Origin of the sequence: Pseudarthrobacter sp. NIBRBAC000502771, from assembly GCF_006517215.1 — a bacterium.
GTDB lineage: Bacteria > Actinomycetota > Actinomycetes > Actinomycetales > Micrococcaceae > Arthrobacter > Arthrobacter niigatensis.
The window spans coordinates 487467-503264 of the sequence record NZ_CP041187.1 but is presented as its reverse complement, the minus strand read 5'-3'; the positions used below and the strand labels follow the sequence as shown (position 1 = coordinate 503264).

Here is a 15798-nt window from a genome sequence, read left to right as displayed (position 1 = left end):
GGGTGGTAAGAGCCCCGGAACTCTTGCTTCGCTGCGCCGTGCTGCGGCTGTGCGAAGGCCGGTCTGTTCGGGGCATTCTCATGAACGGCGCTGCATCGGCCTGCCACCTGGTGGCCGGGCCCGGGCAGCCCGAACGAATGGGGGAGGATCCCATGCCAGCAATTGTGATCGTAGGAGCCCAGTGGGGCGACGAAGGAAAAGGCAAGGCCACCGACCTGCTGGGCGGCCGTGTTGACTACGTCGTCAAGCCCAACGGCGGCAACAACGCCGGGCACACCGTCGTCGTAGGCGGTGAAAAGTACGAACTCAAGCTTCTGCCGGCCGGCATTCTCAGCCCCAACGCCGTTCCCATCATCGGCAACGGCTGCGTGGTGAACCTGGAGGCCCTCTTCCAGGAAATCGACGGACTCCAGGCGCGTGGCGCCGACACCTCAAAGCTGCGGGTCTCCGCCAACGCCCACCTGGTGGCGCCGTACCACCAGGTGCTGGACAAGGTAACCGAACGCTTCCTGGGCAGCCGGGCCATTGGCACCACCGGCCGCGGCATCGGCCCTGCCTACATGGACAAGGTTGCCCGGCTGGGCATCCGCGTCCAGGATGTCTTTGACGAATCGATCCTCCGCCAGAAGGTGGAAGGCTCGCTGCGGCAGAAGAACGAACTCCTGGTCAAGGTCTACAACCGCCGCGGTGTGGTGGTGGACGAGATCGTGGAGTACTTCCTGTCCTTCGCCGAGCGGCTCCGCCCGCTGGTCATCGACAGCACCCTGGTCCTGAACTCCGCGCTGGATGAGGGCAAGGTAGTCCTGATGGAGGGCGGCCAGGCAACCTTCCTGGACGTGGACCACGGCACCTACCCGTTCGTGACCTCCTCCAACCCCACCGCCGGCGGCGCCTCCGTGGGCTCCGGCATCGGCCCTACCCGGATCTCCCGCTCCATCGGCATCATCAAGGCCTACACCACCCGCGTTGGTGCCGGCCCATTCCCCACGGAACTCTTCGATGAGATGGGCATGTACCTGCAGAAGACCGGCGGCGAATTCGGCGTCAACACCGGACGCCCGCGCCGCTGCGGCTGGTACGACGCCGTCCTGGCGCGGCACGCTTCACGCGTGAACGGCTTCACAGATTACTTCGTGACCAAGCTGGACGTGCTCACCGGCATCGAGCAGATTCCGGTATGTGTCGCCTACGACGTGGACGGTGTCCGGCACGACGAAATGCCCATGACGCAGACCGAGTTCCACCACGCGAAGCCCATCTTCGAGTACTTCGACGGCTGGACCGAGGACATCACCGGAGCCCGGACGCTGGCAGACCTGCCGGAGAACGCGCGCAACTACGTGCTGGCCCTGGAAAAGCTTTCCGGAACCCGGTTCTCCGCCATCGGCGTTGGCCCGGACCGGGACCAGACCATCGTGGTGAACGACCTCATCAAGGACTAGATTTTGTGGGCCCACGCCCGCGGGGTTCCCTGGCCGCGTTTGCGGGGCTGGGGAGTGGGTGGGGACTACGACGGCGGCAGGCCACCTTCGCAGGTGGCCTGCCGCTTCTTTTTGGCAGCCGGAAAGCGAATTTACACAGGCTTAACGCGCACGGTCTTGTGAGGCTTCCGGTGCCGCCGCCAGACTCGTCTGTACCACCTGGTGCCCAAGGAAGGATCGTCATGGCCGGAAAATTTGAAGCATTCATCGACGCTGATTCGTTCTTCAGGTTCCGGCTCCTGGCTCCGGACGGGGCCGTGATCGCCGTCTCGGGCCCGTTCGAGGACAAAGCCGCCGTGGTGGCCGGGATAGCCGCGGTTCGCGAATGTGCCGGAACCGGCCTGGTAACCGATCTCTGTCCCGCCGGGGCCGTCTCCCGTTCCGCGCCTGTACCCGCTGCAGCTGCTGCCGCCATCCCGGTGGAGCTGCCCGCCGCCGTCGTACCTGTATGCAGCGAGGAGCGCACGCCCGCCCTGGCGCACGCCTTCGTGCCGGCAGCGGCACCCCGCCGGCACGCCATTGTGCCCCGGTGGACCAGGACAGCTACCCGCTGAAAATGATTTCCAACTTTTTTTGAAGAAGGCGTAACCCTCCGGGCGGCCGGAGCGATTACCTCTATGAAGCGCCGGTCTGGAACCTGTCCCCCATCACGTTCCAGACCGGCTCTTTTGTCTTTCCGCAAGGGTGGCTGCCAGGCTGCGCCCGTCGCTGGCCGCGGGCCGTGGCGCTTCTGGCTGCGCGGTTACTGGAGGGTAGACTAGGCGCAGCGTTCCGGATGTACTGAACGCTTGCCTTGCCACCGCCCTTCTTGACGGAAAGCACCACGTCAGTGACCGATGCACAGACAGACGAGGCTCCGGACCGGCCAGAGTCCGGGACCGCTGCCTTCAGCCTGGTCTATAAGGCGTATGCATCACAGGTTCTGGGCTATCTCACGGCCCGGGGAGTCGAGGATCCGGAGGCCGCCATGCAGGAAGTGTTCCTGTCCGTGTTGCCACGGCTCGGTACCGTGCGCGGAGGGGAGTCCGGGCTGCGGACCTTCATCTTCTCTGTTGCCCACGCCCGGATGGTGGATGACCACCGCCGCCAGAGCCGTACTCCGGCCAAGCTGCCCTTCGAGCCCGAGCTGGACCGGCGCGAGGACATGTCGGCGGAGAAGGAAGCACTGCAGCGCATCGCACCCCGGGAAGTCCTCAGGATGTTGGACGGGCTGCCCCAGGACCAGCGGGACGTCCTGTCGCTGCGCCTCGTGGGTGGCCTCACGGTGGAACAGACGGCGGAGACCATGGAAAAGAGCGCTGGTTCGGTCAAGCAGCTTCAGCGGCGCGCATTGCTGAAACTCCGGGAACTTGCCGCAGTGAAGGAGTACCTCGCGCCATGACGCCTGCCCCGGATGACCTTGCCGCCCTCGTCGATGACATGCTGCTGGATGTCGGCTTCGAACAGGACGCGGACCTTCGCGGCGCCCTCCATTCGCTGGGTGCCCTCGCGTCCATTCCCACGCCCGAGCCCACCGGGGAGCTCGCTGCACTGCTCACGGCTGGCGGGCCGGCCCGGGGGGAGGCCCCCGTACCTGCCGGCGCACTCGATGCCGCAGGCAGGCAGCCTGGAGAACGCGAAGCTGACCAGGACGATGGACCGCCCGCCGATGAGCTGGCGCGCCGCCGCCGTCGCAGGCACCGCCCCACCACGCTGGGGCTGGTGCTGGTGGCCGGCATGGGGCTGGGAGTTGGCGGGGTAGCCGCCAGCTCAGCACCTCCCGGGAACAGCCCCGTGGAGCAGCTGCTGGCGGATTTGTCGCCTTGGAACAGTTCGGTGAGCGAGCCGTCGGCCGCCGGCTACGGCTACCGTGCTCCCAGGGTGGCTTCCGATGGGGAACTTGCCGCCGCCGGCCCGGAGGCCGCAGCGGGCGGGGCCACCGACGCGGCCAACCTCGCCTCCCGCCTCCTGCCGGACCAGGCCGGAACTTCCCGGCACACAGGGCATGCGCACACTGGCACGCCGCTCTGCGCCGGTCCCGTCAATCACGAAGCAGCCGGCAGGATGTGTCTGCCTGCGGGGGCAGGGCCGGCCACGCAGGGCAACGGAGCTGGCCGCGGCACGGAGAACCAAGGAACTGCGGCGGAAGAGCCGGCAGGACCGGCCGCCGCGAACCAGGGGAAGGCGGGCACACCCGCGCCGGATAATGCGCCCGCAGCGGCGGGTGCGGCCGGCGGGCCAGCGAAACCCACTGCCGGAGTGGTCCAGGGCCAGGCAGGTTCCCAGGGCACGGGGCAGGGAAACGGCCCCCGGCCCACGTCTCCGGCGAAATAGCCGAAAGACGGCAACAGCGGGCCCGTTAAACGGACCCGCTGTTGTTTTCTTCAGCGGCGGTCAGGCGATGACCTGGCGTTTGGAGGAAATCACGCCGGTATCGAAACCGGCCAGGTGGAGGCCGCCGTGGAAGCGCGCGTGCTCGATCTTCACGCAGCGGTCCATCACCACGTTGAGCCCTGCGGCTTCCGCGCCTGCCGCGACGCCTTCATGCCAGGAGCCCAGCTGCAGCCAGAGTGTTTTGGCGCCGGCGGCCACTGCCTCGTCAAGGACGCCGGGAAGGTCGTCGTGCTTGCGGAACACGTCAACGATGTCCGGGCTTTCCGGCAGGTCCGCCAGGGATGCAAACGTGGGCTGGCCCAGGATCTCCTTCACCACCGGGTTCACGAAGTACACCTTGTAGCGGGTGGAGGAGAGCAGGTACGTGGCCACGAAGTAGCTGGCCCGCGACGGTTTGTCGGAAGCCCCGACAATGGCGATGGATTTCGCCTGCCGGAGCAACGCCAGCCGCTCCGGTGCTGACGGGCCGGACCAGGTGCGTTCGGCGGTGCTCATGCGTTTGCTCCGATCGTGCAGGCGTCTGCGGGTTCTTCGACCACAATGGCGTCCCGGGCCGCGGCGTTGGAGGCTTCGGCGAGTGCCTGGTCCAGGTCCCACAGGATGTCCTCGATGTCCTCAAGGCCCACCGAGATGCGGACCAGGTCCTCCGGCACGCCCGCGGATTCCAGCTGTGCCGCACTGAGCTGCTGGTGGGTGGTGGAGCCGGGGTGGATCACCAGGGTGCGGGAGTCACCCACGTTGGCCAGGTGGGAAGCCAGCTGCAGGGATTCGATGAACTTCTGCCCCGCGGCGCGCCCACCCTTCACCCCGAAGGAGAAGACTGATCCGGGGCCCAGCGGCAGGTACTTCTTGGCCCGCTCGAAGTGCGGGTGGGAGGGCAGGCCGGAGTAGTTGACATAGGCCACCCGGTCATCGTTTGCCAGCCACTCGGCCACGGCCCGCGCGTTCTTCAGGTGCTCGTCGAGCCGCTGCGGCAGTGTCTCAACGCCTTGGAGCAGCTGGAACGCGGACTGCGGCGACAGCGCCGGGCCGATGTCGCGCAGCTGCTCGCTGCGCAGCTTGGTGAGGAAGCCGTACTCGCCGAAGTTGCCCCACCAGGAGACGTTGCCGTAGGAAGCCACGGGCTCGGTCATGGTGGGGAACTTGCCGTTGCCCCAGTTGAAGCGGCCGCTTTCAACCACCACGCCGCCCAGGGTGGTGCCGTGGCCGCCCAGGAACTTCGTGGCGGAATGGATCACGATGTCGGCGCCGTGTTCGATGGGCCGCACCAGGTACGGCGTGCTCAAGGTGGCGTCGACCACCAGGGGGATGCCGGCGTCGCGTGCCACCTTGGCCAGCCCCGCCAGGTCCTGGACCTCCGACGACGGGTTGGCCACCACCTCCACAAAGATGGCCTTGGTGTTGTCCCGGACCGCCGCGGCGTAGTCTGCAGGGTCGGTCCCGGTGACGAAGGTGGTGTCGACGCCGAACCGGCGAAGGGTGACATCGAGCTGGGTCACGGTGCCGCCATACAGCTGGGAGGCTGCCACGATGTGGTCGCCGGCCTGGGTGAGGGCGGCGAACGTGATGAACTCAGCGGCCATGCCCGAGGACGTGGCCACTGCCCCGATGCCGCCTTCGAGGGATGCGATGCGCTCCTCGAACGCCGCGACGGTGGGGTTGCCGATGCGGGAGTAGATGTTGCCGTACTTCTGGAGGGCGAACAGGTTGGCGGCGTCGTTGGTGTCCTTGAAGACGAAGGACGTGGTCTGGTAGATGGGTACGGCGCGGGCGCCGTGCTCGGCGTCGGGGGTGCCCCCGGCGTGCAGGGCGCGGGTGCGGAAACCGAAGGCGCGTTCAGCCATTAGACAGCCACCGCTTCGGCGGCAACCGGGGTTCCGGACAGGTCCAGTTCCGTACCGTTCTTCCGGGCCAGGTCGGCCTCCAGTTCGCGCACGATCGGGAGGATGTCGCGTCCGAACGCCGCCACCTCCTCCTGGAAGTGCAGGTAGCCGGTGAGGAAAAGGTTCACGCCGATCTTCTTGTATGCGACAACCCGTTCAGCGATCTGCTCGGGGGTGCCGATGAGCTGGGTCTTGAACCCGTCGTTGTACTGGACCAGGTCCTCGAAGGTGGAGTCAGCCCACATGCCCTTGCCGTCCTTGGTGGAGGCGCCGGCTTCCTGCACGGCGTCGCGGAAGCCCTGGACGGCGGGTTTGTGCGCTTTTTCCACGATCTCGCGCAGGGTGTCCCGGGCTTCCTTTTCGGAGTCGCGGGCGATGACGAACCCGTTGAGGCCGAACCGGGGAGCGGCCAGCGGGCCTCCGGCGCCGCGGCCGGTTTCGCCGGCAGCGGCCACCACTCCGGCGATGTTGTCCTTGAAACCCTCGAGGTCTTTGCCGTTGGAGAAGTACCAGTCCGCCACGCGGCCCGCGGTGGCCTGGGCCGCCGTCGAGTTTCCGCCGAAAAAGATCTCCGGGTGGGCGCGGCCCGGGACGTCCACAGGGGCGGGGTTCAGGGTGAAATCGGTGATGTTGTAGTACTTGCCGGACTGGCTGTATTCCTTTTCGGTCCACAACCCGCGCAGGACGTTGATGAATTCCTCGGTGCGGACGTAGCGCTCGTCGTGCTCCAGCCACTCCAGGCCGAAGTTGGTGAACTCGCTCTTCAGCCAGCCGGAGACGATGTTCACGGCGGCGCGGCCGTTGGAGATGTGGTCGGCAGTGATGATGTACTTCGCCAGCACGCCGGGGTGCCACATTCCCGGGTGGACTGCGGCGATGACCTTCAGGCGCTCCGTGGCGGCCAGCAGTGCGAGGCTGAACGAGGTGGCCTCGTGCTGCTTGTCCGCGCCGTAGGAGGCGGCGTACCGGGTTTGGGTCAGGGCGTATTCGAAGCCGGATTCCTCGGCGATGCGCGCCAGCTTCTTGTTGTAGTCGAAGTCCCAGCCGGTGCGCTGCTCGATGGTGGATACCACCAGGCCGCCGGAAACGTTGGGCACCCAGTAGGCGAACTTGAGGGGCTCGGAGAGACGTGCGACGTTGCTGATGTCTGTCATGATTCTTCCTTCGTTAGGGCCCGCTGGCGCAGGACGTCCTGGATGCCGGCGATGGCCGGTTCGTTCTGGAGTGAGGTGGTGTCGCCCAGGGTTGTTCCTTCGAACAGTTGGGTGAGCAGCCGGCGCATGATTTTGCCGCTGCGGGTCTTGGGAACGTCGGGAACCACGACGACGTCGCGCGGCTTGGCGATGGGGCCGATCTCCTTGGCGACGTGGTTCCGGAGCTCGTCGAGGCAGTCGGCCGGGGCCCCGGCCTTCAGGACGACGAAGGCAACCACGGCGTGGCCGGTCTTCGGATCCGCTACCGGGCAGACTCCGGCCTCCACGACGTCCGGGTGCGATACCAGGGCGGATTCGATCTCGATGGTGGAGAGCAGGTGTCCGGAGACGTTCAGGGTGTCATCCACGCGGCCCAGGATCCAAATGTCACCGTCGGCATCGTACTTGGCGCCGTCGCCGGCCAGGAACCAGCCCCGGTCCGCGTACTTGCTCCAGTAGGAATCGAAGTAGCGCCGTGGGTTACCCCAGACGGTGCGGGCAATGGCGGGCCCGGGGGAGTCAACCACGATGTTTCCCTGGACGCCCGGCGCAACGGTATTGCCGCCGTCGTCCACGATCCTGGTGCTGACCCCCGGCAGCGGGCGTGCGGCGCAGCCGGGCTTGAAACTTGTGTCCGTAGGCGCGGGGGAGAGGATGGTGGCGCCGGTTTCGGACTGCCACCACGTGTCCACCACGGGTGCGGTGCCGGCGCCCACGTTCTCCCGCAGCCAGCGCCAGGCCTCCGGGTTGACCGCTTCGCCCACGGTGCCGAGCAGGCGGATGGAGGACAGGTCGTAGGTGTCCGGCACGCCGTCCGGGAACCAGCCCATAAGGGACCTGACCAGGGTGGGCGCGGTGTAGTACTGCGTCACGCCGTAGCGCTCGATGATTTCGAAATGCCGGCCCGGGTGGGGCGTGTTCGGGGTGCCCTCGAAGATGACCTGCGTAGCGCCGTTGGACAGCGGTCCGTAGATCTCGTAGGTGTGCGCCGTAACCCAGGCGAGATCGGCCGTGCACCAGTGCACGTCGCGGTCCCGGAGCGCGGGGTCCGGGTTGCTGAACAGGTGCTCGAAACTCCACGACGCCTGCGTCAGGTAGCCGCCGGAGGTGTGCACCAGGCCCTTGGGCTTCCCGGTGGTCCCGGACGTGTACATGATGAACAGCGGCGTCTCGGCGTCGAACGCCTCCGGTTCGTGGACGTCCGCGGAGTTCCCGACGGCGTCATGCCACCAGACGTCGCGGCCTTCCGTCATGGGCACGGTTGTGAGCTGGCCGGCAGGGGTGGTGCGGTTGACCACCAGGACGTGTTCGATGGCATTGTCCCCGGCGACGGCTGCGTCCGCGTTGTCCTTCACGGGAACGGCCACGCCGCGGCGGAACTGGCCGTCCGTGGTGACCAGGAGCTTGGCGCCCGTGTCCTCCACCCGGAACTTCAGCGCTTCGGCGGAAAAACCACCAAACACCAGGGAGTGGATGGCGCCGATCCGGGCCACGGCGAGCGTGATGATGACGGTCTCCGGGATGACCGGGAGGTAGATGACCACGCGGTCGCCTTTGGTGATGCCCAGGGCCAGGAGGGCATTGGAGGCCTTGGCCACCTCTCGTTGGAGTTCGGCGTACGTGATGGATCTTCGGTCGCCCGGCTCGCCTTCGAAGTGGAGGGCCACCTTGTTTCCGCGGCCGGCCGCGACGTGGCGGTCCACGCAGTTGGCTGCCACGTTGAGCCGTCCGCCTTCAAACCAGGTGATTTCCGGTCCGCGGCCGGCTTCAGGGTCCGCCGGATTCCAGCGGTGCGCCGTGTGCCACGGGGTATCCCAGTCCAGGCGCAGCGCCTGCTGTTCCCAGAAGGCAACGTTGTCCGGGTGCACTCCCGCGTTCAGGTGCATCGTTTCGGTGGTGCTCACGCCCATCGTTTCACTCCATCGGTCCTGGCGGTAGCACCCTGTGGAGGCAGCCCTCCGGGAGCGGTCAGCTCCAGGTACCCGCGGCTGCGGTCTTTGCTATCGCCGCGGCATTGGGGCCGTCCGGCGACCAGGATTGCTGCGGCGTCATCGACCCAGGTCTCTCGGCCGCTCGGGATGGTCAAAGACCACTACACTCCAGTGAATCGGCAAGAGCAAACCCTTGCGTCCGCCGCGTAATATTCGTTCATGACCTCCACTAGTGCCGTGAATCATTCTCTTATTCGACGCGCTGTGACTTCGGGTAGGGAGCGTAGTCTGAACCCATGGGCCACACGAACGATCCTGCAGTCATTGAACGGCTTATGCGAACCAAGGGCCGATGGGCCATTGTGGGCCTGACCACCAATGAGTGGCGCTCAGCCTATGATGTTTCGCTGTTGATCCGCGACCGGCTGGGCATGGACATCATCCCCGTCAACCTGCCAGGGGATCCGGTCCACGGCGAACCGGGGTACCGCACCCTGGCGGACATTCCGGCGGAAAAGCGGCCCATCGACGTCGTGGATTGCTTTGTGAATTCACAGAAGGTGGGCAGCGTGGTTGACCAGGCCATTGCTGTGGGTGCCAAGGCTGTGTGGCTGCAACTGGGCGTCATTGACGAAGCGGCGGCGGAGCGCGCCAAGGCGGCCGGCCTAGATGTGGTGATGAACGCCTGCCCCGCCCAGGTTGCCTGGAAATATGGGCTTTAGGGCTCCCCCGGCTGCTTCAGCAATTCCGGATAATGCCGTTCGGTGACGTCCGGGTGCGCGCGCATGCGCCCCTTAAGCATGTTCAGGCCGAAGGATGCCAGCAGCGGGTTGGCGGGATCGTCCGTGATGCCGCGGGCCGCCGCTTTCAGTTCAGGCGCCAGGGGAACGGGCTCGATGACAGCGTCCAGCCGTGGCGACCAGAAGAACGGCACCGAGTAGCGGTCCACGCCCGGCGGTGGGGCCTGGACACGGTGGATGGTGGCCGCCAGGTAACCCTCGGTGGCCACTTCCAGCATCTCACCCAGGTTCACCACCAGCGCACCCGGCAGGGGCTCCACCGGCAGCCATTCGCTGGTACCGGGCGGCAGGACCTCAAGGCCGCCTACGCCGTCCTGCAGCAGGAGCGTCACGAACCCGTAATCGGCGTGGGAGCCGACGCCCTGGTCGCCGGCTTCTTCCACGACACCACCCACGTAGTGCACCAGCTTGCCCATCCACGCCGGGGTGTCCCGGAAGGGTTCATCAAAGTAGTCCTCCGGCAACTGGAGCGAAACCGCGATGGCCCGCAGCAGTTCCATCCCTACCTCTGACATGAGGTCAGCCCATTCCATGGCGGCGGGCTTGAGCGGGGGGAACGCTTCGCCGGGCCAGAGGTTCGGCCCCTGCAGCAGCCAGTAGGGCTGGTCCTCCGGGAAGTCCGGCACCGGGTCGCGCTCGGGGGAGTAGTCGATCTGCTCCCGCGCGTCCGCCCGGCCCTGGGTCACTTCGGTGCCCATGCGGGTGTAGCCGCGGAAGTGCGGGGACAGGCGGTTGTCCAGCTTCATCCGCTCGGCAAGGGGAAGGTTGAAGAACTGCCGCACAAGGCCCAGCAACTCTTCAGCCTGGCCGGGTCGCCCGCCGTAGCCGGTGATTTGGAAGAAGCCCACGTCATGGGTGGCATGCCGCAGCTGCTCGATGAATTCCGGGCTGAAGGATCCGTAGGGCTGCCGTGCGGAACTCAGATCCAGAACAGGAATGGCTCCCTGGTCGCGTGACATCCTCGCAGACTAGCACCGTACCCGCCTGCTTTATAGGCTTCCTTCATGGACCCCAACGCGCTGCGGACAATCTGCCTTTCGTTTCCCGGCGCCTACGAGGATTTTCCGTTCGGACCGGAAACGTCTGTCTTCAAAGTGCGGTCCCGCATCGCCGGGGGCGCCCGCCACGAGGCGAAGCTGTTTGCCCTGTCATCCATGGACGAGGACGACTTCTACGTGAACCTGAAGTGCGAACCGGCCCTTGCCGTGCAGCTGCGGGCAGTGCATCCGGCGATTACCGGCGCGTGGCACATGAACAAGACCCACTGGAACGGTAAGAATCTAACGCTTTGTTCCTAAGTCTACGCTACCGAGTTACCAAGCCCCGCCGATCTGGTTTAGCCCCGGATTGGCGGGGTTTTTTCATGCCCGGGCCTTGGATCCAGCGGCCGGAACAGTAGGGATGTTCCGTAGGGAATAGTGTGGAACTTACAGTCAGGTTCTTTCGCCCGGGGTGGCCGAACCTCCCTGAAACCTCCCTAGCCGAACTGGACGAACCTGCCCCGCCACTCACCCTCACCCGGGCGGCGCACATCCGCCGCCGGCACCCAGCACGTAATGTGCTGGAATGTGTCGTCCGTCCAGGCGACGTTCACCCAGTCCTGGTTGTAGTGGGTCGCGTAGCCGTGGACCTCGACCGTCCCGCCGCCAGCGAGGGGAACCTGGGCGATGACCTTGGGCTCTCCGCCGTAGACGAACCTGCGGACGCGCCCAGGGATGATCTCCGGCCGCGGGTCGGCGTGCTCGTACTCCGCCCCGTCCTGCACGAACCTGGTCTGATCATCGAAGAGTCCCACGCCCCCACTTAACCACCGAAAGCGCCCCACCCTCCGAAGAGAATGGGGCGCAATTTCAGTTGGGGAACTTAACCGGTCTTATTGACCCCTACAATGGGTGCCATGGGGGATGTTCTCGTGAAGCACGTATTGCCGTATGCCGCAGCCTTCGTGGCAATCACCTTGCTGGTGCTGCTGATGCCCTGGAGCATGGGCGGCGACAAGTGGAGCACGAGCGAGCTTTGCAGCGAGTACCAGCGCATCACGGCTTCCGGCCCGGCGAGCGTCAGCGACTTGGCCGACATAGCGAAGCACGCTCCCGGCGAAATGGCTGAGAAGCTACTCGACCCTGAGGGAGCCGGCGGGTACATGAACCGGACCTGCTGACTCGGCTTCCTCCAGTCGGTCTTTCCGTTCCGCCCTGGCGAACGCCCAAGCCAGGGCACACGCCAGCAGCAGGTAGCCGAGGACTTCGTACAGCGAGCCCCTAAGTACGATGAACAGCAGTGCGGCCATCGGCAATTCGATCAGGATTCCGAACACGGAATGCCCGGTCGAGCGTGTGCGGGCAAGCAGGACGCCGAGCACCGCAAACGCGATGATCACCCCGGGTAGCGCCCCGATCAAGTGGGCCTCCGCCCACAGCGGCATTGACACGTTGGTGTACGTCATGTGGGTGCTCTGGGCGACTACAGGACCTGAAGCGTGACCTTCAACCCCGCGAGCAAGGAAAGGTATCCAGCGGAAGAACGGCGCGATCAGCAGATCGCCGGTTGAAGGCAGCCCGGCAGGGAGGTTGCCATTGACGCTCACTTCCCTGGTTAGCATCTCGAAAGCGTCATAGTCGAAGTCGGTCAGCGTATCGGCAGGGTCGCTGATGGCCAGTTGCGTAGCACCTGTCCCGTCACCTCTGAGGAGGTCGAGTGTCGGGAAGATAGTTACGAACGCGAGGATCATCCCACCCGGGAGCCCGCGCCGCTGGTTCGCTGTCAGGAGCGCCCCCACGACGGCGACCAGGAAGCTTCCGGTAAGGAACCGGGAGCCGATGAACGGATTGGTTGCCAGGAAGGACGCAGCTACGGACAGCCCGATCAACGGGATTGGGAGATTCATGCCACGCTTGCGGAGAATTATTGCCATGGCCGGGATGATGATGGCCCCAGCGTTGGAAATGAAGTACATGGAACCGAATCCGGGAGTTCCGGCCCTAGCCAGAAGCATCGATTGGAAGGTTGCCCGTCCAGCAAACATTGAGGAACCCATGAGTGCAGCGAACATTGCCACGACGAATACGTGGATGACCATAGTGGAGATGACCGCACGCTTGAAGTGTCGGCCGTCCCACTTCGCTTCAACTTGGATAACTTCCTGGGGCTTCGATCTGGCTGCGGTGAGGAAGTAGAAAGCGATGGTGACTGCATGCGCGATGAGGATGAGTTGCTGCGCCTCCACGATGTCGGTTACCGCCAGTGTCCCGCGCCAAGGGAATTGGCCTCTACTGATTTGGTAGGTCGATGCCAGTCCGAGGAAGATCAGGGACCATACCCAGAACATCGACCATGCGAGGCTGTGCCGGTTGGATACTACCGAATGGAGTAGCATGACGGCCGGAATTATGATCAGTAGGGCCGCCTGCGTTAGCACGGCGTTGTCCGTTAGGAAGTCCGTTGTCCGGAGTGCATTCAGTGCGGGAATGGCCAGCCAGCCGAGGAATAGCGCGTAGACGAATCCTAGGAATGCGCGTCTCAACATCATTTACTTGCTTTCCCCCGAGGCTAGGCGTCAAGAGTGCCAACCCACGGAGGGCACTGCCTTGGGTATCCTAGCGCAGTCCGCCCGGAGACTGCGCTAGGATACCGCCCCGCTATGCGGCCCGCCGCACCCGCACTCCAACGATGCCAATGTTGTTCGCGTAGGTATCGGCAGCGTCAGCGCCCAAGCGGGTCGGCTTTACCCGCAGGAACTCACCGACACGCGCCACGCCTGTCGCCATCGGCGTGTTCGTGAGGATGTACTGGTTACCCGTCGTGACCGTGGCAGTGGCCCCTGCGGCGGCGGTGAACGTGGCGCCAGCGTTGCACTGCTCGTGGTCATGACGGAACACCACGTCTGCGGTGGTCCCGCCGAGGTAGTTCACCCACAGCACGTCGATGTCGAACGACTTCCACGAGGTAGGGATACGGAACACGAAAGCGCACTGATCCGCAGCAGAGGCTCCGAGGGTCCAGATCGGCCAGCCGAGAACCTGACTTGCAGCCGAGGCCCCGCCCACGGAGCCGCCCTCACCAGCGCCCTTGAAGAGTGTCCCTTCCGGGTCGCTGAAGTCATCTCCTGCCGGCGAGATCCCGTAGCCATCCGCAAGGTAAGCAAGCGTCACGGTCGAACTCGTTGAGCTTGCCTCGATGGCATAGGTAACGGCAATCAGGCCGGGCGCCACTTCGATGGGCTGGGCGTACGTTCCCTGGCTGGCCGGTGCAGCCCCGAGCTGCGTCAGGGTTGACCACGTCAGGCCGTTGTCCCACGAAGCGCGGAACCGGACCGGATAGGGCGCGGTGGCTTGGTCGCGGGTAACCAGCAGCAGACCGCCGGACGCGAGACGGACCCACGCCGGGCGCCCACCGTCCCCGGCTACTACTGAGGCCTCAGCGGACCAGGTTGCGCCGTTGTCCGTGCTGACCGTCCGGTAGATCGCGGGACTCGTGCCGTCTGAGTTCGCTACCCGGATCAGGCACATGAGTGTCAGGCCATCGGGCAGCGTCCCGATGACCGGTTCCATGTAGTTGCGGGACTCGGCTTGCCCCTCAGCAACTGTTACCTCTCCGGACCATGAGGCTCCCTGGTTGGTGGAGCGCATGAGCCGGATGTGCTGGAACGTAGCCGAGGTACGCCCGTAGGCCGCTACCAGCCAGTCACCGTTCGGTGCAACGACCATGCGCCCAGAGGACCCGATCAGAGTGTCCCAGGTGAATGGCACCTTGGAAAGCTGCGTGAAGGTCGCGCCGTTGTCTGAACTGATGCCCACGAACACGCCCGCGATGGTGTTGGCTGAGCCGTCGTGCTTGAAGTACTGCATGATGATCCGGCCATCAGCCAGTTTCGTGAGCATCGGGTCGCGCAAGTCAAGCGCATCGGTTAGAACGGTGTATTCGGCCCCGAGTGGCTTCAGGTCGGTGCTGTACTTCCGGGCCTTGATAACCCCGGCGGGCGCGGGGGTGGGGTTGTGCTGCGGGGCGGAACGCCACACGGCCAGGAGGTTTCCGTCGTCGCAGATGATGAGGCCGGGGAAGGCGTTGTGTCCGCTCCCGCTGACGGTGGTGGATATTGTCCCGCCGCGCAGGTTCCCGGTCTTCTTGCTGCCGGCGAGGGCCAGGGCTGCGACGGCAGCGGCTGGCTTGCTCGCAACCTCGAAGGAATCGAGGCGCTTACCGGTTTTGTCTCTCATGTACCCCACTACGGAGTCACCACCCTAATGTTGTCGATGTCAGTGCCGTCTGCCGTCAGAGTGATCTCCACATGCTTGCCGGTCACGGGTGTCCCGTCGAAGTTTTTGAACGTGACATAAGTGGCAGAAAGTGCCGTTGAGAACGCGCTCGTGGGGGAGTTGGCGAGGGCGGCCATGGACGCGTCATCAGCCACGCCGGGGGGGCCCTGCACACCCTGCGGGCCGACCGGCCCGGCGATCGGGTCCGACGTCGTCAACACCGTGGCGAACGATGAACCGGCCTGCTTCCACACGCACTTCACCCGGCCGTCCAGGCTGAAGTCCGGGAGGAAGCCCAGCGCGTCGGACGAGATCGTGGTGACCACAGCCCCGCCAATAACCAGCGTCATGTTCAGCGGGGTGGTGAACCCGGTGTCCCCGATGTCGTACACGCTTCCCGTCGCGGACCGTGCAATGGACGGGGGAGTGGTATTGAAGTTCGCGGTGGGAAGTCTGGAGAACGTGTAAGCGACCACAGGGGGCTCCTGGAACTAGTTGGGGAGGATGGGTGCGACCTCAGCCGGCGCCGGCACCACAGGGGCCATGTCGGGGAGGGCGTCGATCTTCGCGGCGGTCGCGGTGAACGTGGTGGCCGCGGCAGGTTCGGCAGCGGTAGCGGGGGCGTTCACAACAACGGCGGCAGCGGCCGGGGCAGGGGGCTCAGTGGGGACCGGCTGGGTGACCCGCAGCGGGTCATTCTTCAAGTACCCAGCCACCGCAGTCACCACAGCGATCGTGAGCCCGTACGCGAGCCCTGACCACTTCCCCAGCCCGTCGAACAGATCCGGGGTGATCAGGGTGATCACGGAGAGCAGCAGGGCGGAGATGACACCGGCCAGGCCGGCGGCCGTGACCTTCGGGGAGATGGGGGTTTTCATGGTG

General features: G+C 65.5%; 16 protein-coding genes and 1 pseudogene. 7 read left to right on the top strand and 10 right to left on the bottom strand.

Features of this window, described 5'->3' with window-relative positions; all coding sequences use genetic code 11:
* Nucleotides 1-152 precede the first annotated feature (152 nt).
* The 4 genes from NIBR502771_RS02375 to NIBR502771_RS02360 all read left to right on the top strand — a co-directional run bounded on the left by NIBR502771_RS02375 (nt 153) and on the right by NIBR502771_RS02360 (nt 3794).
* Nucleotides 153-1442, top strand: coding sequence for an adenylosuccinate synthase (locus tag NIBR502771_RS02375; protein ID WP_141158305.1), 1290 nt, complete (start codon nt 153-155; stop codon nt 1440-1442).
* A gap of 221 nt (nt 1443-1663) precedes the next feature.
* On the top strand, nt 1664-2035 hold the full coding sequence (locus NIBR502771_RS02370; RefSeq protein ID WP_141158304.1) for a DUF1508 domain-containing protein: 372 nt from the start codon (nt 1664-1666) through the stop codon (nt 2033-2035).
* Nucleotides 2036-2310: 275 nt separating this feature from the next.
* A complete protein-coding gene (locus tag NIBR502771_RS02365) occupies nt 2311-2862 on the top strand; it encodes an RNA polymerase sigma factor (protein WP_141158303.1) in 552 nt (183 codons plus the stop codon).
* Nucleotides 2859-3794, top strand: a complete 936-nt coding sequence (locus tag NIBR502771_RS02360; protein WP_141158302.1) for a hypothetical protein — start codon at nt 2859-2861, stop codon at nt 3792-3794. Before NIBR502771_RS02365 ends, NIBR502771_RS02360 begins: the two co-directional genes overlap by 4 nt.
* A 60-nt stretch (nt 3795-3854) precedes the next feature.
* Here the strand turns inward: NIBR502771_RS02360 and NIBR502771_RS02355 are convergent, their stop codons facing one another.
* Genes NIBR502771_RS02355 through acs form a run of 4 tightly spaced genes read right to left on the bottom strand, consistent with a single transcriptional unit; the run spans nt 3855 to nt 8840 of the window.
* Complete coding sequence (locus tag NIBR502771_RS02355) at nt 3855-4349, bottom strand: CoA-binding protein (protein WP_141158301.1); 495 nt, start codon at nt 4347-4349, stop codon at nt 3855-3857.
* Complete coding sequence (locus NIBR502771_RS02350) at nt 4346-5698, bottom strand: O-acetylhomoserine aminocarboxypropyltransferase/cysteine synthase family protein (RefSeq protein ID WP_141158300.1); 1353 nt, start codon at nt 5696-5698, stop codon at nt 4346-4348. The genes NIBR502771_RS02355 and NIBR502771_RS02350 overlap by 4 nt, the downstream gene beginning before the upstream one ends.
* Nucleotides 5698-6891 (bottom strand): dimethylsulfone monooxygenase SfnG, encoded by a 1194-nt coding sequence (gene sfnG, locus NIBR502771_RS02345; RefSeq protein WP_141158299.1) that lies wholly within the window; start codon nt 6889-6891, stop codon nt 5698-5700. The genes NIBR502771_RS02350 and sfnG overlap by 1 nt, the downstream gene beginning before the upstream one ends.
* Nucleotides 6888-8840, bottom strand: coding sequence for an acetate--CoA ligase (acs, locus tag NIBR502771_RS02340; protein ID WP_141158298.1), 1953 nt, complete (start codon nt 8838-8840; stop codon nt 6888-6890). The genes sfnG and acs overlap by 4 nt, the downstream gene beginning before the upstream one ends.
* Nucleotides 8841-9157: 317 nt before the next feature.
* On the opposite strand from acs, the gene NIBR502771_RS02335 reads away from it, so the two are divergent.
* Nucleotides 9158-9583, top strand: a complete 426-nt coding sequence (locus NIBR502771_RS02335) for a CoA-binding protein (RefSeq protein WP_141158297.1) — start codon at nt 9158-9160, stop codon at nt 9581-9583.
* Here NIBR502771_RS02335 and NIBR502771_RS02330 read toward each other — a convergent pair.
* Nucleotides 9580-10620 (bottom strand): isopenicillin N synthase family oxygenase, encoded by a 1041-nt coding sequence (locus NIBR502771_RS02330; protein WP_141158296.1) that lies wholly within the window; start codon nt 10618-10620, stop codon nt 9580-9582. The two genes, NIBR502771_RS02335 and NIBR502771_RS02330, sit on opposite strands and share 4 nt — an antisense overlap.
* Nucleotides 10621-10665: 45 nt before the next feature.
* On the opposite strand from NIBR502771_RS02330, the pseudogene NIBR502771_RS02325 reads away from it, so the two are divergent.
* A pseudogene (locus NIBR502771_RS02325) lies at nt 10666-10944 on the top strand (MmcQ/YjbR family DNA-binding protein); the annotation flags it as partial.
* A 194-nt stretch (nt 10945-11138) separates the two neighbouring features.
* Here the strand turns inward: NIBR502771_RS02325 and NIBR502771_RS02320 are convergent.
* On the bottom strand, nt 11139-11456 hold the full coding sequence (locus NIBR502771_RS02320) for a hypothetical protein (protein ID WP_141158295.1): 318 nt from the start codon (nt 11454-11456) through the stop codon (nt 11139-11141).
* A 102-nt stretch (nt 11457-11558) separates the two neighbouring features.
* Between NIBR502771_RS02320 and NIBR502771_RS02315 the strand changes: the two genes are divergently transcribed.
* Nucleotides 11559-11822: a hypothetical protein gene (locus NIBR502771_RS02315; protein ID WP_141158294.1), complete on the top strand. Its 264-nt coding sequence runs from the start codon at nt 11559-11561 to the stop codon at nt 11820-11822.
* On the opposite strand, the gene NIBR502771_RS02310 is transcribed toward NIBR502771_RS02315, so the two are convergent.
* The 4 genes from NIBR502771_RS02310 to NIBR502771_RS02295 all read right to left on the bottom strand — a co-directional run bounded on the left by NIBR502771_RS02310 (nt 11775) and on the right by NIBR502771_RS02295 (nt 15794).
* Entirely contained in the window at nt 11775-13190 is a 1416-nt protein-coding gene (locus NIBR502771_RS02310) for a hypothetical protein (RefSeq protein ID WP_141158293.1), read from the bottom strand. The two genes, NIBR502771_RS02315 and NIBR502771_RS02310, sit on opposite strands and share 48 nt — an antisense overlap.
* 109 nt (nt 13191-13299) lie before the next feature.
* Nucleotides 13300-14877: a sialidase family protein gene (locus NIBR502771_RS02305; protein WP_141158292.1), complete on the bottom strand. Its 1578-nt coding sequence runs from the start codon at nt 14875-14877 to the stop codon at nt 13300-13302.
* Between the two features lie 8 nt (nt 14878-14885).
* Nucleotides 14886-15392 carry a hypothetical protein gene (locus NIBR502771_RS02300; RefSeq protein WP_141158291.1) on the bottom strand — a complete coding sequence of 169 codons (507 nt, stop codon included), beginning with the start codon at nt 15390-15392 and terminating at the stop codon, nt 14886-14888.
* Between the two features lie 15 nt (nt 15393-15407).
* Nucleotides 15408-15794 carry a hypothetical protein gene (locus tag NIBR502771_RS02295; protein ID WP_141158290.1) on the bottom strand — a complete coding sequence of 129 codons (387 nt, stop codon included), beginning with the start codon at nt 15792-15794 and terminating at the stop codon, nt 15408-15410.
* Nucleotides 15795-15798: the final 4 nt, after the last annotated feature.

Excerpts from the sequence above, each read along its gene's own strand:
- NIBR502771_RS02360 (WP_141158302.1), top strand. The coding sequence starts at position 2,859 with ATGACGCCTGCCCCGGATGACCTTGCCGCCCTCGTCGATGACATGCTG.
- NIBR502771_RS02295 (WP_141158290.1), bottom strand. The coding sequence starts at position 15,794 with ATGAAAACCCCCATCTCCCCGAAGGTCACGGCCGCCGGCCTGGCCGGT.
- NIBR502771_RS02375 (WP_141158305.1), top strand. The coding sequence starts at position 153 with ATGCCAGCAATTGTGATCGTAGGAGCCCAGTGGGGCGACGAAGGAAAA.
- acs (WP_141158298.1), bottom strand. The coding sequence starts at position 8,840 with ATGGGCGTGAGCACCACCGAAACGATGCACCTGAACGCGGGAGTGCAC.
- NIBR502771_RS02370 (WP_141158304.1), top strand. The coding sequence starts at position 1,664 with ATGGCCGGAAAATTTGAAGCATTCATCGACGCTGATTCGTTCTTCAGG.
- sfnG (WP_141158299.1), bottom strand. The coding sequence starts at position 6,891 with ATGACAGACATCAGCAACGTCGCACGTCTCTCCGAGCCCCTCAAGTTC.
- NIBR502771_RS02330 (WP_141158296.1), bottom strand. The coding sequence starts at position 10,620 with ATGTCACGCGACCAGGGAGCCATTCCTGTTCTGGATCTGAGTTCCGCA.
- NIBR502771_RS02355 (WP_141158301.1), bottom strand. The coding sequence starts at position 4,349 with ATGAGCACCGCCGAACGCACCTGGTCCGGCCCGTCAGCACCGGAGCGG.
- NIBR502771_RS02350 (WP_141158300.1), bottom strand. The coding sequence starts at position 5,698 with ATGGCTGAACGCGCCTTCGGTTTCCGCACCCGCGCCCTGCACGCCGGG.
- NIBR502771_RS02305 (WP_141158292.1), bottom strand. The coding sequence starts at position 14,877 with ATGAGAGACAAAACCGGTAAGCGCCTCGATTCCTTCGAGGTTGCGAGC.
- NIBR502771_RS02335 (WP_141158297.1), top strand. The coding sequence starts at position 9,158 with ATGGGCCACACGAACGATCCTGCAGTCATTGAACGGCTTATGCGAACC.
- NIBR502771_RS02315 (WP_141158294.1), top strand. The coding sequence starts at position 11,559 with ATGGGGGATGTTCTCGTGAAGCACGTATTGCCGTATGCCGCAGCCTTC.
- NIBR502771_RS02310 (WP_141158293.1), bottom strand. The coding sequence starts at position 13,190 with ATGATGTTGAGACGCGCATTCCTAGGATTCGTCTACGCGCTATTCCTC.